10 protein-coding genes are annotated in these 17,066 nt (G+C 40.0%); 5 read left to right on the top strand and 5 right to left on the bottom strand.

What is annotated here, in order from left to right:
* Positions 1 to 9: 9 nt before the first annotated feature.
* From cysD to cysG, 3 genes are read right to left on the bottom strand one after another with little or no spacing between them, the layout of a single operon-like run.
* Positions 10 to 936, bottom strand: coding sequence for a sulfate adenylyltransferase subunit CysD (gene cysD, locus ASU1_RS07810; protein WP_014992213.1), 927 nt, complete (start codon positions 934 to 936; stop codon positions 10 to 12).
* A gap of 14 nt (positions 937 to 950) precedes the next feature.
* On the bottom strand, positions 951 to 1,685 hold the full coding sequence (locus ASU1_RS07815; protein WP_014992214.1) for a phosphoadenylyl-sulfate reductase: 735 nt from the start codon (positions 1,683 to 1,685) through the stop codon (positions 951 to 953).
* 13 nt (positions 1,686 to 1,698) lie between these two features.
* Positions 1,699 to 3,159 (bottom strand): siroheme synthase CysG, encoded by a 1,461-nt coding sequence (cysG, locus tag ASU1_RS07820; RefSeq protein ID WP_014992215.1) that lies wholly within the window; start codon positions 3,157 to 3,159, stop codon positions 1,699 to 1,701.
* Between the two features lie 273 nt (positions 3,160 to 3,432).
* On the opposite strand from cysG, the gene ASU1_RS07825 reads away from it, so the two are divergent.
* The 5 genes from ASU1_RS07825 (at position 3,433) to ASU1_RS07845 (ending at position 8,144) form a co-directional block, all read left to right on the top strand.
* Positions 3,433 to 4,437, top strand: coding sequence for a sulfate ABC transporter substrate-binding protein (locus ASU1_RS07825; RefSeq protein ID WP_014992216.1), 1,005 nt, complete (start codon positions 3,433 to 3,435; stop codon positions 4,435 to 4,437).
* A gap of 18 nt (positions 4,438 to 4,455) precedes the next feature.
* On the top strand, positions 4,456 to 5,268 hold the full coding sequence (gene cysT / locus ASU1_RS07830; RefSeq protein WP_014992217.1) for a sulfate ABC transporter permease subunit CysT: 813 nt from the start codon (positions 4,456 to 4,458) through the stop codon (positions 5,266 to 5,268).
* A 12-nt stretch (positions 5,269 to 5,280) separates the two neighbouring features.
* Complete coding sequence (gene cysW / locus ASU1_RS07835; protein ID WP_014992218.1) at positions 5,281 to 6,096, top strand: sulfate ABC transporter permease subunit CysW; 816 nt, start codon at positions 5,281 to 5,283, stop codon at positions 6,094 to 6,096.
* Between the two features lie 9 nt (positions 6,097 to 6,105).
* Positions 6,106 to 7,176 (top strand): sulfate/molybdate ABC transporter ATP-binding protein, encoded by a 1,071-nt coding sequence (locus ASU1_RS07840; RefSeq protein ID WP_014992219.1) that lies wholly within the window; start codon positions 6,106 to 6,108, stop codon positions 7,174 to 7,176.
* Positions 7,177 to 7,295: 119 nt separating this feature from the next.
* A complete protein-coding gene (locus ASU1_RS07845) occupies positions 7,296 to 8,144 on the top strand; it encodes a transferrin-binding protein-like solute binding protein (protein ID WP_014992220.1) in 849 nt (282 codons plus the stop codon).
* 148 nt (positions 8,145 to 8,292) lie between these two features.
* Here the strand turns inward: ASU1_RS07845 and ASU1_RS07850 are convergent, their stop codons facing one another.
* Both ASU1_RS07850 and ASU1_RS07855 read right to left on the bottom strand, forming a co-directional pair.
* Positions 8,293 to 15,363, bottom strand: coding sequence for a two-partner secretion domain-containing protein (locus tag ASU1_RS07850; protein WP_039195365.1), 7,071 nt, complete (start codon positions 15,361 to 15,363; stop codon positions 8,293 to 8,295).
* 17 nt (positions 15,364 to 15,380) lie between these two features.
* Positions 15,381 to 17,030, bottom strand: coding sequence for a ShlB/FhaC/HecB family hemolysin secretion/activation protein (locus tag ASU1_RS07855; RefSeq protein ID WP_162859656.1), 1,650 nt, complete (start codon positions 17,028 to 17,030; stop codon positions 15,381 to 15,383).
* Between the last annotated feature and the right edge of the window lie 36 nt (positions 17,031 to 17,066).

The raw sequence follows: 17,066 nt of genomic DNA on the forward strand, positions 1-17,066 counted from the left end.
ATTGAGTATTTAGAAGTAACCTTGTTTTTTACGTTGTTCCATTGCCGCTTCGCTGGCTCGGTCATCCATTCGGGTGGCGGATCGTTCTGAAATTTCGGCCACTGCGGTTTCTTTAATAATATCTGCCGGTGTTGCAGCGGTGCTGGCAACTGGGCAAGTACAGCTAATATCACCCACAGTACGGAAACGCACAGATACGATTTTACTTTCTTCATTCGCTTGTTTTGGCGTTAGTGGAGTAACCGGCACGAGTAAGCCATTGCGTTCTACCACCTCACGTTGGTGGGCATAATAAATCGGTGGTAATTCCAATTTTTCACGTTCGATATATTGCCAAATATCTAATTCCGTCCAGTTAGAAATCGGGAACACTCGCATATTTTCGCCTTTATGTAATTTGGCGTTATAGAGCGACCATAATTCCGGACGTTGTGCCTTTGGATCCCATTGACCAAACTCATCACGGAACGAGAAAATCCGCTCTTTAGCACGGGCTTTTTCTTCATCTCGTCTTGCGCCACCCATTAAGGCATCAAAGCCGTTGGCTTCAATCGTTTCTAATAAAGTGACCGCTTGTGCTGCATTGCGAGAATCTGTTTCTTTGCGTAATACCACCGTACCTTTAGCGATTGAATCTTCAACGTGGCCGACTACCAATTTTGCATTTAATTTTTTCACTTGTTCGTCTCGGAACTGAATCACTTCAGGGTAATTATGCCCCGTGTCGATATGTACTAATGGGAACGGCAGCACTAAATCACGTCCTTCAAGTTGAAAGGCTTTACGCGCTAAAGCAAGTAATACCACCGAGTCTTTACCACCGGAAAACAGTAATGCAGGATTGCTACATTCCGCCACCACTTCACGAATGATGTAAATCGACTCCGCCTCAAGCCAATCTAAATGTCCGTTTTCGATATTATTTTGCGTTGTCATATTTTCAGATCCTTTTATTTATGTAATCCACACTCTTTACTGTCTTTGTTTTCCCACCACCAACGGCCAGCTCGAATATCTTCTCCGACTTTGACCGGACGGGTACAAGGCTCGCAGCCGATACTTGGGAAACCTTGTTTATACAGTTCGTTATAAGGAATTTGATGTTTTAAGATATATGCCCAAACCTCTAATTCGGACCAATCAAAAATCGGGTTATATTTATCAATGCCCCTGCCACTATCTTGTTCGTGTAAAGCAAGTGCGGTGCGAGTGACCGATTGTTCTCGGCGTTGTCCGGTTAGCCACGCATCCGCATCTTGTAAGGCTCGATTAAGCGGTTCGATTTTGCGGATAAAACAACAATCACGACGTAATTCCACGCTTTCATAAAAAGCGAATTTGCCTTTTTGCCGATCATATTCCGCCGCTTTTTGCGTATCAGGATAATAAAGTTGGAAATTTAAATTCGGGTAATTTGCTTTCACTTTATCGACCAGCGCTAAAGTTTCTGGATTTAAACGTCCGGTTTCTAAGGTAAACACAGTAATGTTTGCTTGGCTTTTGGCGATTACATCGGTAATCAGCATATCTTCCACCGCCAAGCTGCTGGCGAATTTTGCATTACGGTGCTGTTGGCTAATTTGTTGAATACGTTGATATAAAGCGGTCTCTTTTTGACTAAGATTTGCAAAATCCGCTTCGCTCGGAGTCGGGATTTGCCATAAATTCGGTCTTAAAAAACTCATTGCCTTCCTCCTATTACGCTGCCTGCTTCCAATGCGTTTCTTTATTTTGTAATGTTGGTTTCTGCCAAAGTGTTTCTTGAGTCGAAACAAATTGCACCGCTTCTTTGCCGAACCAAGCAAGGTCTTTTTGCAATTTCACCACTTCGCCAATCACAATCAATGCCGGTGTCGGGGCTTTTTCAGCAAGTTCCGCTAATTCACTCAGCACACCAGTTTGCACCTGTTGATTTGGCAATGTGCCGTTACTAATGATTGCTACCGGTGTATCGGACGGTTTGCCGTGTTTTTGTAACTCGGCGGACAGCTCAGCGGCTTTAATTGTCCCCATATAAACCACCAGCGTTTGATTGCCTTGGGCAAGCGTTTCCCATTTAAGTCGGTTTCCGTCCGGCTTTAAATGACCGGTAATAAACATTGCCGTTTGCGCATGATCACGATGCGTAAGCGGAATTCCTGCATAAGCGGTCGCCCCTAATGCAGCGGTGATCCCCGGCACAACACTAAACGGAATATTTTCCGCTTTAAGCACTTCCAATTCTTCGCCGCCACGCCCGAATACAAACGGATCACCACCTTTTAAACGCACCACCCGTTTACCTTGTTTGGCATATTTAACCAATAACTGATTGGTATCATCTTGTTTAACGCTGTGTTTGCCGGCACGTTTACCGACAAATACTTTATCCGCATCACGGCGAACCAATTCTAAAATTGCCTCGGAAACCAAGGCGTCATATAACACCACATCCGCCTGTTGAATGGTTTGCAAACCTTTTAGGGTGAGTAAACCGGCATCACCCGGCCCTGCGCCGACTAACGAAACCTCGCCCAAAACCGGATTATTGTTTTGTAATTCAGCATCCACTAATGCTTCCGCTTGTTCGATTTGATGATTTTCAGTCAGACGCTGAAAACTTTGGTGGGTAAACAGTTTTTCCCAAAAACGGCGGCGTTGGGTTAATTGAGGAAATTTGGTTTTGACCGCATAACGCCAACGGGTCGCAATATCTGCCATTGCACCTAAATTATGTGGAATTAATGCTTCTAGTTTTTCACGTAACAAACGAATTAATACCGGTGCTGCACCGCCGCTTGAAATGGCAATTTGCACCGGAGAACGGTCGATAATCGAAGGGAAAATATAACTACAGCGAGGTTGGTCATCTACTACGTTCACTAAGCGTTGTTGGCTTTCCGCCGTATCAAATACCTGCTGATTTAAGGCATTGTCATCGGTGGCGGCGATCACTAAATAGCTAGAGGTAACTTGACTCGCTTCAAATGCTTTGGCAAGCCATTCGACTTTACCTTCATCAACCAAAACTTGTAGCGAGGAATGGAGTTTCTCCGCTACCACTTTGACTGACGCTCCGGCTTTTAATAAAGCATTAATTTTACGTAGCGCAACGTGTCCGCCCCCTACGACCAATACCGGTCGTTTTTTTAAATCAACAAAAATTGGTAAGTAATTCATATTTTCCCCACTCGCTTAAAACAAGCCACGATTTGTTTTATTAAGTTATAAGAGAAATTTTTTATTCTGAAAAATAATAACAGGATATAGATTAGAGTCTTTTGGAATAAAGCTGATTTTTAAAAGCTTTGTCTGAGGTCCTTTGATTTAGAACAAACAATTTGTGATGTTCTACCCTATTTTTATTCCATAAAGCTATATCAATAAAGTTTCAGTTCTTTGCTAAAGCCGATTATGCAGTTAGATTTTTAGCCAATATGAGGATTTAGCACGATGATTGTAAAAAAAATCTTTTTTCTGACCGCTTGTTTAATGCTCTCTGTTCAAGCATTCGCTGTTGAGCTGTTAAATGTTTCTTATGATCCGACACGTGAGTTTTATAAAGAATATAACCGCTTATTTACTGAATATTGGCAGCAACAAAGCGGTGAGCAAATTACGGTGAAAACCTCACACGGCGGTTCCGGAAAACAAGCTCGTGCGGTCATCGACGGTTTGCAAGCGGATGTCGTTACCTTAGCGCTAGCCGCTGATATTGATGCGTTAAATAAACATCAAGCTCTGATCGATCCAAATTGGCAACAGCGTTTGAGCAAACGCAGTTTGCCGTATAGTTCGACCATTGTATTTTTAGTACGTAAAGGGAATCCGAAACGGATCTACGACTGGCAGGATTTAGTGCGTGATCCAAGCATTGAAGTGATTACACCGAATCCAAAAACGTCCGGCGGAGCAAGATGGAATTTTTTAGCCGCTTGGGCATACGCTAAGCACCATTTCGGCACGGAACAGCAAGCGCTGGAATTTGTCACCCAGCTTTATCAACAAGTGCCGGTATTAGATACCGGCGCAAGAGGAGCGACGATGAGTTTTATCCAACGTGGCTTGGGCGATGTTTTACTTGCTTGGGAAAACGAGGCTTATCTTGCCTTGCAGGAAGAAGGTGGCGAGGAGTTTGAAATTATCACGCCGAAAGTTTCGATTGTGGCTGAACCGCCGGTCGCTTTAGTGGATAAGGTGGTAGATAAAAAAGGCACTCGTAAACAAGCGGAAGCTTATCTGAATTATTTGTATAGCGAAGCGGTGCAACGCCTGATTGCCAAACATCATTATCGCCCTGCAAGCGGTCAAATTTTGGCAGAATTTCGCCAACAGTTTCCGGATCTGAAATTATTAACGATGCACGAAGTTTTTGGCGGTGGTTGGGGCTTGATTCAGCCGAAATTTTTTGATGACGGTGCGATCTTCGATCAAATGTTAGAAAAAATTTATCAATAAATAGGCTAAGGAAATGTTATGCAGCAAACTCGAATTATTCCTGGTTTTAATCTTTCGTTAGGCTATACACTCACATTTTTAAGCCTTGTGGTACTGATTCCGCTCGCCGGATTATTTATCTTCTCCGCCCAAATTTCTGCCGAGCAATTTCTCAAATTGATTACCAGCCGACAGTTATTATTGGCATTAGGCTTGTCTTTCAAAAGTGCCTTCAGTGCCGCATTACTAAATAGTTTTATCGGCTTATTGCTAGCGTGGGTGTTGGTGCGTTATCAGTTTTGGGGCAAACGTTTAATGGATACGTTTATTGATATGCCGTTTGCTTTACCAACCGCAGTAGCAGGTATTGCACTCACGGCAATTTATTCTCGTAACGGTATTATCGGGCAATTTTTTGAAACCAAAATCGCTTACAGTTCACTGGGCATTACATTAGCACTTTTATTTGTCACTTTACCCTTTGTGGTTCGCACGCTACAACCAGTGCTGGAAGACTTACCGAAGGATGTGGAAGAAGCAGCTTCGATTTTGGGAGCAAATGCTTTTCAGACTTTTCGTTACGTGATTTTTCCGGCAATTTTACCAGCTTGGATTACCGGTTTTACCCTCGCTTTTGCACGAGGCATCGGCGAATACGGTTCGGTCGTGTTTATTTCCGGTAATTTGCCGTTTAGAACCGAAATCCTACCGCTGGTGATTATGTCAAAACTCGATCAATACGATTATGTCGGCGCGGCAACCATTGGCGTATTAATGCTGATTATTTCGTTTTTACTGATTTTTGTGATCAACCTCATTCAGCGTTACTTCGCTAAGCGGACAGCAAAATAGAAGGGAAGAAATATGCAAAGTTTACTCAAAAAACGACCGCTTGTTGAAAGACTATTAATCGGCTTAGCGATTCTGCTATTTGTGATTTTGCTACTTTTACCGTTATTGGTGGTAATTTCACAAGGGTTGGCAAAAGGCTTGGATTTTTTCCTTGCGTCAATCAGCGAGGAAGATACGCTTGCTGCGCTAAAACTAACCCTATTAGCCACAACAATTGCCGTGCCGCTGAATATCATTTTCGGGATTGCCGCAGCTTGGGCGGTCACGAAATATCAATTTAGAGGCAGACAGCTTTTGCTTACCTTAATTGATTTACCTTTTTCGATTTCACCGGTGGTGGCAGGCTTAATTTACGTGTTGTTATTCGGTGCACAAAGTTGGCTTTATCCACATTTACAAGCGGTCGATTTTCAAATTGTTTATGCGATTCCGGGGATTATTTTAGCTACCCTATTTGTTTCTGTGCCTTTTGTCGCACGAGAACTGATTCCGATTATGGAAGCACAAGGCACAACGGAAGAAGAAGCGGCAGCAGTATTGGGCGCAAACGGCTGGCAAATTTTCTACCACGTCACTTTACCGAATATCAAATGGGCATTATTACACGGCGTGGTACTCTGTACCGCTCGTGCGTTAGGCGAATTCGGGGCGGTTTCGGTAGTATCGGGACATATACGGGGATTAACTAACACCTTACCGCTGCAAATCGAGATTTTATACAACGAATACAACATTGTGGCGGCATTTTCAGTTGCGATTTTATTACTTGGTTTATCTTTAATTTTATTATTTATTCGTCAGTGGACAGAGGCGAAATTAGCACGATAGTGGGGCATTATGGCAATTAGCGTTAAACAAATTAATAAGCGCTTTGGACAATTCCAAGCACTCAATAATATTGATTTTAGTATTCAAAATGGTGAATTGACCGCCTTACTCGGGCCATCCGGCTGCGGAAAAACCACGTTGTTACGCATTATTGCCGGGCTGGAAACCGCAACAAGCGGTCAAATTTTATTTGATGATTGCGATGTGACTCAGTTATCGGCGAAAGAACGGGATATCGGCTTTGTATTTCAACATTATGCCCTATTTCGCCATATGACGATTACCGACAATATTGCTTTCGGCTTACGAATGAAGCCAAAACAAGAACGTTTATCCGAAGCGGAAATTCAAACGAAAGTTAAAAATCTCTTGGAGCTGATTCAGCTGGAACATATCGGCGGACGCTATCCTGATCAGCTTTCTGGCGGTCAGCGTCAACGTGTTGCCTTGGCAAGAGCGATCGCAACCGAGCCGAAAGTGTTGCTGTTAGACGAACCGTTCGGCGCTTTAGATGCGAAAGTGCGTAAAGATTTGCGCCGTTGGTTGCGTGATTTTCATCATGAAATTAACCTCACCAGTATTTTTGTGACTCACGATCAAGATGAAGCATTGGAAGTTGCGGATAAAATCATTCTGATGAATAAAGGACAAATCGAGCAAATCGGTACACCGGAACAGGTTTATAAACAACCGAGAAGTGCATTTGTGGCAAATTTTTTGGGCGATGTGAATATTTTACACGGTTATATTTTAGACAGCGTATTACATATTGATACGTTTAAAAAGCCAATTGAACAATGTTATGCCGCTGATGATGTGGTGGTCTATGTTCGTCCGCACGAAATTGCCATTAGCAAAACGCATAAAGAAAATTCGCTAAAAGGCGTTATAGCTCGTGTACATACTGCCGGACCTACTGTCTTTTTAGAGGTGTTACATAAAAATCACGAACCGATAGAAATATCCGTCAGTTATGCTCAATTCGGGCAAGAACAATTTGCTGTGGGTGATGAAGTCTATTTCCAACCGTTACTAATCAATTTCTTTGTACAAAATGAATTGATTGAATTTATGATTTAATAGATAAGAATATCTTTATGTCATTGTAAATTATGTTTTTTTATATATCGCTACGTATATAATGTAAAGGTAGATGTTCTACATAATTTTTACTTAACTTATATATCCAAGGAGAATTGATGAAAAAGCATAACATTGCACTTACCCTATTAATGGTTCTAGGTGTGGCTGCTTGTGGGAGTAGCAGCGGAAGTTCAAGCTCTACAACAGAGAACAAAACAACCCCAACCGCAGTTAATTTGTCAACACCCGCACCTGCTGCAAATACTTCACGAACTCCTTCAGCTTCAGTTACTGATGAGAAACCATCAACTGATTCACATTCTGCTAGCGATAACGTAATGGCAGGAAGCGGTTTTATTTTACCTAAACCTGAAACAGGAGGTAATGTTCAGGCTGTAGATCTTAAAGGCCATAGTAAAGGTGATTTTGGCTGGATTCAAGTAGAAGGAAAAAGCATTGCTTTAATTCCAAATGGATTAAAAACAGGACACTTTGAATCTAAGGCTGGAAATATGATCCGAAATATAGATATGCAAAACTATACTGCATGGGGCCTAGTATGGGATGCAGGACTGGAAAAACAATACCTTACCACTCAAGGCGTAAATGCAACAACAGATATACCAAAAAACGGTATCTATACTTATAAAGGTTCGGCAATTCAATTCAGTGGTACAAATAACACTATTGAACTAAATTCTGCAACAAGAATTTCAGATGCTGAATTCACGGCTGACTTTGATCATAAAGTGTTTGCAGGCATTATCCCACAATCGGATATTAATAATCCAATTATGTTAGCTGCTGAAATTACTGACAATACATTTGCTGGTGAATCAAACGGTATTAAAACTAAAGGCGGTTTCTTTGGTCCTCAAGCAAGTGAAGTCATTGGCGATTACATAAGTACCGGAGAGAAGCCTGTCGTAGGTGTCTTCGGCGCTAAGAAACAAGATAAGCGATAAATAATTAATTATCACCTAGTCGTATAAGCGGTTAAATTTGTGATTTTTTTGCAAACATAACCGCTTTTTAACTAGCCAGAATAAACAAAAATAAAGCACTGTATCTTTTGATGCAGTGCTTTAATTATATGCGTCATTCTATCAATTATTAGCTAATAGAATGCGTTCTCGGTCTAGGTTGTGGTTGTTCAATAGATAAACCTCCTTCTGAGTTTGCTCTTGCACGTGGAGCCGGTGTCGGTGCCGCATTGTTATTCACCTGTGGGGTCGGCTTCGCAAACGGCTGAGACGCTTCACTTCCGACCGAATTTGAACGTGCTCTCGGCGTTGGACGATCACTCTCCGTACCAGCAAATGAATTTGAACGCGCACGTGGAGCCGGTGTCGGTGCCGCATTATTATTCACTTGCGGAGTCAGCTTCGCAAACGGCTGAGACGCTTCATTTCCGACCGAATTTGAACGTGCTCTCGGCGTTGGACGATCACTTTCCGTACCAGCAAATGAATTTGAACGTGCACGTGGAGCCGGTGTCGGCGCCGCATTATTATTCACTTGCGGAGTCGGCTTCGCAAACGGCTGAGACGCTTCATTCCGATCACCGTCCGTACCTGCAAATGAATTTGAACGTGCACGTGGAGCCGGTGTCGGCGCCGCATTATTATTCACTTGCGGAGTCGGCTTCGCAAACGGCTGAGACGCTTCATTTCCGACCGAATTTGAACGTGCTCTCGGTGTTGGGCGATCACCGTCCGTACCTGCAAATGAATTTGAACGTGCACGTGGAGCCGGTGTCGGCGCCGCATTATTATTCACTTGCGGAGTCGGTTTCGCAAACGGCTGAGATGGTTCATTTCCAACTGAATTTGAACGTGCTCTCGGTGTTGGGCGATCACCGCCTGTACCTGCAAATGAATCTGAGCGACCTCTTGGTGTCGGAACGGCATTTCCTCTTGGTGGCGTAACGTTATTGTTTGCCTGAGCTTGAGGAGAGCGTTGTTCTCTAGGAGAAGCAATACCTCCTGTAGAATTTGAGCGTCCTCTTGAAGCTGTATCTGCATTTCCTCTTTCAGGAGTGCTAAGAGAGCGATTCAATTGCGGTCGATTACTTCCATTTTCCACCTGTCCTCTTGAAGCGGTACGATCCGAAGATAAATTACCACTTGCAGAATTCGAACGATTTAACGTTGGTCGTTCTGCCTGAGGCGTTGGCGTACTAGCTGAGCGTTCTAAGCGAGGGCGTGCCGAATTATCTGCACTTCTATTTGCTGTTTCTGACTCTTCTTTTTTCGGTTTTTTGGTCAATGACTCTCTCTCCTTTTTGAGTTTGAGGACATCAAAATCAAATTTACCGCCTTGGATTTTATCATCACGCAATACTTTTTCTGTTTTATCTACAGAATCGGTAATGTTACCTTCTTTTTTACCAAGATGAGTAATACCTGATATCGCTGAGCCATGTTCAGATTTATAGTGTACTTGATCTTCTTGGCCGCCAGATACGATCGCTTGTGATAATGAATAATCGTCTTTAAAGCCTAACGTTGCTCCACCTGTATAACCTCCTTTATCATGGTGGTCAGTTAAAGTCTTACTGGTAATATCACCATTTACGGTTAAACCACCACTATTTGTTTTATCAACGACATATCCACCTGATGTTTCTAAATCATTGATTTGTCCGGATAATTGATTTGCAGAGATACCTGATTTTTCACCAACTTTTGCTTTAGATTCACTACCGAAGCCTCCACCAATACCAGCTCGAATTCCCGGATTTTCAAACCCATTTGAATTTAATGAACCAGTTAAACTCAAGTTAGCATCAAAAGAATGATGTTTTTCAGTTTTGGTATCTTGCAAGCTATTTACCCGAGTTTTACCTTGTACGTTCAAATCAACTTTGTCTGCGTCAACATTCGCCCCATTCAAGTTAAAATCACCACCAGCTTCAACTTTATGTGATTTACCTCTGAATTTAGAGTTTTGATATGTTGTAGATGACTCATTTGATGATTTATAGCCGCCACTTACACCAAGAGAACCGTTTGCAAAGCAACCTGCAACTGTACATGCACCGCCTACACTTGCACTAACACCTGCATTGCGCTGTGTAGAACTTTTTGTTGTCTCAGTTTTACCTGCATTATAGTTAACTGAACCGCTTGCTTTAGTCGTTAAGTCTGAATTGCTATCCGTATCTACAGCAGTTAAATCTACATCACCGTCTTGAGCGACAAGTGTTGTTTTACCGCCAAGTCGAGTTCGGTTATCGCTTTTCGTATTACTTTGTGACTCTTTATATTCTGAACGTACTGAAGCACCTACAGAGCCATTCACTAATGGACCGGTAGCCGCTTTAAAAGCATCACTTGCATGTTGTAACGCTTTAGATGGGCTTGCCAATTTGCCATTATCTTGCTCACGAATGCCCTTCACTGCATTAGATGCAGCAGATAAAGCGCCTGATCCAACATTACCTTGTACCTGAAGAGATAATGAAGATGATTGACTTTCTTCATCTATTTCATTCTTCTGTTTTTCTGAAGTGATTTTCTTCGCAACTAAATGGAAACCGGAATTATCTGTTTCTGATTTTTTTGCTTCCTCTTCATAAAACGATTCATCTTTCTCTTTAAAGTTCTCATTGATTTCTTGTTCAGTGAGTTTTCTCGGTAATTTTGGTTTACCTACTTTTTTCGCAGTACCTCCAGTTGCATTTGGATTTGCAGCACTATTCTGCGAAGTTTGTGCAGTATTGTCATTAGCTTGATCCTGAGCATTATCTTCTCCCGGACCATTTGGATCGGCATTAATGTCAACCCCACCAATATTAGCCTCACCTAACACATTCAATTTACCTTTATTGGCTTTAAAGGTACTATTACGATGGGTAAGTTCAGTACGTTTATTTCGCTCGGTTTTAAAGGTTAATGAGCCTTGAGCTTGTAAATTACTTTGTGAACTATTTGTATCGGTTTTTACTGTTGTTCCTTCATCATCTGAATAACCAGCTTTGAAAGAATATCCGCCAAATCCGCCGGAAACATCACTACCAAGCGATATTGTCGATTCAACAGATTCGGTATGGCTAATATTTTTACCTGCTTTGGTATCATATTTACCTTTTACAACACCGGTTGTTTTATCCGATTCATAATCGCTACCTTCCTGGTTGAAGTTACGGTGAACAGCAAGATGAGAGTGTCCGGCTTTAAAGCTCGCACCTTCTGAAGTAGCTTCTTTAGTCGTCGTATTTTTACCTCCGATTACTCGACCACTTTTAGCATGTAGATCTTCAGTTTTGCTTTCAGATTTAACCGTATGTTGATCTTTTAAGTTGAGATCTCGGGTATGAACATAACTCGTTTTAGATTCGGTTACAGAATTTTTAAGATTAATATCTGCATCTTTATCTGTAATTAAAGAGTTATGTTTTTCTGCTTCAATATGTGCATTTTTCTCAGCTATTTGATTACCCTTATCATCAATATAACTTTTTGATGTTGAATCAATGCCTCGTTTACCCTCTATACGGTTGTTCTTACCTGAAATGCTGCCGCCATGGTTAATGACTTTATTTTCAGCTTTTATATCATTTTTCTCACTTGAAGAAACTTGACCGGCATTATAGAAATCCTCTGAACGAACTTTGGTATTATCTGCCACAATTGAGCCACTGCCTGAACCTTGAGCTTTTTCCGCATCAGCTATTGTCTGTTTAGATAAATAAACTTGCGGAATCAATACTTCCTGGCCATTCAGTTTAGTTTTTACATACCAGATAATATCGGATTTTAATGCTGCACGTTGAGCATCTGTTAACGGTTTACCAATTTCTAGCCCTAGCTTTTCAGCTTCCGCTTTCGCATTATCCATTAATTTGCCAACAGCTTCTTTATCCGTCAATTTATTGGTTCGTTGATAGTAATTACCAATTTTTTTCTCAAGTGAGCGAGTAATCAACTGATGTTGGAAATAGTTGTCTCCAATAACGTTATAATCATTATGATCATCCGGCTTAACCTTATCAAAGAAGTGTTTTATACCGTAATACTCGTCTTGATTAATATAACCCGCACGTGTTTGATATAAATTATTGAGTGTACGATTGCCATCTGACTTAGGTTGCGCTTTCGGTGCATCCGGCTGAGCCTTCGGTGTCGTATCCGGTTGTGTTTTTGGCATATCAGCCTTTGGTGCTACATCCGGCTGTGTTTTTGGCGACACATCTGGCTGTACTTTAGGTACATTAGGTTTAGGTTGTGGCTTCGGCACAAAAATATATGGATTATTGAGCAACTCTTCTAACGTTTCCGTATCAATGTCGTTATCTTCACGTTTCTCAAATTCCAAAGGTTTAAAGTTGCCTTGATCAATCTCAAGTTTATGCTTACCAATATCTAGCTCTTGTTTTTGATCATAAGTACCTTTATCCGCATTATTACCATTGCCTAAATCTTGGATATTTAAATCAACATTCCCTGACAAGAGAAGTGCTTTTTGGTTACCATAGAAGCTCTGTACCGGTGCTTTATTTGGATTTTCTTTAAATGCTTTCCATCTGCTAACTAAATTATGATATGACTCATAAGTAGTACCTTTCCAGTCTGGACCGAATACTGCGGACATCATTTTTTGGAATGTAGGATCATCTACTTTAGCTAATGCCTTAAAGACACCGAGCGGATTAATATCATATATTTGTTTGCCATCTATAATAGAATCAAAAAACTCATCTAATGAGCTAAAGTCTAAAAAATGTGCATAAGTCAACGGAACTGGGATTCCATGCCATTCGCGGAAATGTTCTAAATAAAATGGTATTCCTTGCTTGAAATATTGTTGAACGCTAAGCTGTTTTGATGCTCCATCATTTAATCCTTTATTTGCATACACGGTCAGATTATTCTGTGTATTAATTATGCCTTGATTAAGGAAGTTATAATCACCGTCAGGTGCATTTACCTTAGTTTGGGTTACAATCCCCGCCAGATCCGCATCTTCTGCTAAATGACGGAATTTTTCCTTCACTGACTCATCAATTTCTTTTGATTTCCAGTTAGTATCAAAATCTTGATAGAAATTAAACCCATGGCCCGCTTTAACTCGACCTACCGATTGTGTTTTTAAATCAGATAAATCGAATTGGTTAAGCCCTTTTAGGAATTTAAAGGTATAAGTGTCATAAGTTGAACCTCTTTGACGATAAGTGTAATCATTTAGCTGGCGGTATTTTTGATCTAAACTAAAACGCGGATTACCTGCTAATACCGTACGGTTTTGGAATTTATGCGAATATACATTTACATCATGGCCAGCAGAAAGAACGCCATAGTTGAATACATAGAACGGCGCATTTAAATTAATATCACCTTTTTCTGAATGTACAAATCCACTAGCTTGGTTGGTAATATGTTTTCCGGCAAATAAATTCACAATATTTTTTGCCCCAATAAAACCTTTATTATCAATTTCATCGGCTGCAACACTAATACCATCGTTACTTAAAATAGCGCCTTCATTAGTAAAATTATTGGTAAAACCAAACTTAATCTTACCGAAGTTTTCTACATCATAGTTTTTCTCAATATGTGCATTGCGACCTAAAACAATAAGATTGTTTTTAGTTTGAGCTAATTTGTGCTTTTTAGAATTAAAATCTTTATCACGGTTTTTACCAAATTGAATTTTAGCGTTGTTATTACTTACTAAATTACCTTGGTTGTCGTATAACGAATCTGTCGTAATATTGAGTTCATCTTCAGTTGTAATATTACCCGTATTTTTGAAGCTATCGAAAGTTAGGGTTGCTTTATTCGCATTAATTACACCGGCTAATTGAGCATTAGTAGAATCTAAGGTTAATGTTTCAGAAGCAGAAATTTTACTATCTTTCTCTGTTTTTAAATTGTTACCTGCTTTAAGCTTACCGTGCTTGCTAGCAATTGATGTGCCATTGCCTAATGTAATGTTATCTTTGGCTGTTAAGGTCGCCTGTTCTTGCGCGTTTATTTGCGCTTTTTTAGAAAGCGTAATGGAATTGCCTGAAGAATCTAAATTAACATTTTTAGCAGATACTGCATTGCCGACATTGATATTACCTAAAGTTTGAGCATCAAATTTTTCACCTGCTTTAGCCGGACCACCTAATTCAATATGACCTAAACTTGAAATACGAATATTTTCTCGAGAAGTTAATGCGCCTTTATGCGATACCCCCGCACCAAAGTCCGTTGTAATTAATTCAATATTGCGACCATTCATTGCACCTAAATCACTACCAGAAATGGCAATGTCTTGGCCCGGTTTATTGGCTAAATTCCCTTTACTTTGGAAAGTACGATTTTTAACGTCATACTTACTTCCACCGGCAAGCAAACGAACATCCGTTTCTTTATTTTTTGACTTAACAGCACCTTTTAATTCAATCGTTTTAGAAACGATATCAAAATAGGCTAAGCCGTCTGTTGCCACACCATTGCTATCAATCAGAATTTTACCTTGTCCGACATCTAGATTAAGCCCATTTTTCGGATCAATTACATTACTAGTCGAAACGGTTAAGCGATTACTATTTATAGCTTGCACACCATTTAATGTCACACCATTAGGGTTAATAATTAAAAGATCGGCTTTTCCACCAGAAACTTCTAAACCGCCACGTAAGGTTGATTGCTCTTTACCTGTTACTTGGCTAAGGATTGTTCTGGCTTCACCTGAGGTTAAATTTTTATTACGCTCAATATCACCTACAATTTGAGATTTACCGTCTTTATTAAAGTTATTATTAAATACCGCACTGTTCGGTATATTAAAACGTTGGAAACGGTTATCTGAAACACCATCATGTTCTGGGTTAGCAATATCTACAATAATAGTTTTATTATCTAACTGCTTGATTTGTGTTTTATCTTGGAATGCAGGATCAACAATCGCATCCGGTGTTGCAAGCGCAAAAGGCGCAAGTAACACTTGGCTGAACAATGCTGTGAGCGCTGCTCGTGTAATCACAATTTTGGTTGGTGAAAGAACATTATTTACCAATATCGACAGCGGTGATAATTGGCTTTTAAGTTCGGAAATCGTTGCAGCATTGGCTTTGATTTCGCCATTTACTGATGAAGGCGACTTACCTGCTGCTGATTTAATATTTTCCGACACCGGAATTAAACATTTTAGCATTTTACTAAAAATGAGTTTATAACGATGTTTATTCATAGTTAATCTCCTTTTTCTTAAAAGTTCACATTCATATTGAAATAGAGAACTCCCTTACGATTTTTATTGTTAATATCTAAACGATTTAACGGTTTTGAATACGCAGTATTCAGTGAAGCATTTCCGATTTGGGCTTTTAAACCCAATGTAGCACCAGAAATTACTTCTTTTTTATCTCCTAATTTTGAATAAGTTCGGCCGATATCAAATCCAACATAAGGAGTAATTGACTTCACATATAACTTGTTAATATAGAAAGGTATATTTAAAGTCTGTGAAAAATAGCCTCCATTTTCTCCAGAGCTGACTCCACCTTTAAAACCTCTTACGGTATATTCATCTCCAATAGTAAAATGATTCAGAGAATCACTTCTTCGTGGGCCATATTGCAATGCAGTTTTAGCTGTATAGTTAAACTGTTGATTACCTAGTGAAAAATATCTATTCCACGTAATACTAGAAGAAAAAACTTTAACGAATTTCTCTTCATTGTTTTTACTATACGCATTCTTCTCGCCTCTAAACCAACCAATACCTTGTAGATAATTCAGATCCGAATAAAGTTTTCCTCCAAATAAATTCGTGGTATAGGAAAGTCCAAATGTAAGTGTTGAATATCGATGGTCACCGATTCTACGTCCAATTAAACTGCTTTTACGTTGCTTGTATTCATACTGGCTATATCCCGTAAAAATATATTCTTTAGAACGAGAAAATAAGCGAGATAATTTGATACCGTGAGTATAGGTTTGCCCATCCGAATCGTAGCTGTTAAAAATACCTTGAATACGTTTATCATAATCAGAAGCTGAGCTTTTAAGTTCTAACGTATAGAAACCTAATGGTTGGCTGTAACTTAAAGAATAATTCTTTAATGAATTATGTTTTCTATCCTTGTATAAACGATAAGAACCGGAGAAGCTCCATGTTTCGTTTAGTCCAAGTAAATCGCTATATGTAAGCGATGATGAGATTTGATTGCGTCCATTTGCATTATTTTCTGCACCTGAATTATTAAATCCCAGTGAGAAACTCGGCAATGCTGTTCGGGCAAGTAAAACATTTAGATTTGAATAACCGTCCTGTTCATCGGCTAAAATACTTATTTTGGCGTGTTTATTATTTTGATTAAGGACTTCGACCATTTGATCGATATGATGGATATTAATGCGTTTATCTTTGATACTTGGCAAAGTCAGTAACATCGCCTTATCTTTCCAGTAAGTCGGTTCTTCCCCATTAACTAGAAACCTATTCCCAAAGCCCCAGTTAATCAGTAATGAAAGTTTGCCTTGGCTAATATCAGGATCTTTAATACTAATAGCACTTGTCACATATCCTTTTTGGTAAAGCTCACCGGTTAATTCGCGAATAAGGTCAAAAATATGACCGCTTGTAAGTTCCTGATTTTGATATTTTGTAAGAATCGGCTCAAAATTCAAATCATTAGGTTTACCGGCAAAATCAATGTCAACCTGTTTAATAAGAAAAGCCGGCCCAGTTGCTGGAGCTAATATATCAGTTGATACTTTCTGCGGTTCGTCTTCCGAATTAAGAAAATGATTAGCTTTCTCAAGTTGAGAACGAATTTGTTGTTCCTGAAGTCTATGCTGTTCTCTTCTTTCTTCTGTAAGTGATTTATCTTCTACAAGAATATTTTCTTCCATTGCATATGTAATGCTCGGAATAAAAAAAGAGTTCAC

Origin of the sequence: Actinobacillus suis ATCC 33415 (assembly GCF_000739435.1) — a bacterium.
Taxonomy (GTDB): domain Bacteria; phylum Pseudomonadota; class Gammaproteobacteria; order Enterobacterales; family Pasteurellaceae; genus Actinobacillus; species Actinobacillus suis.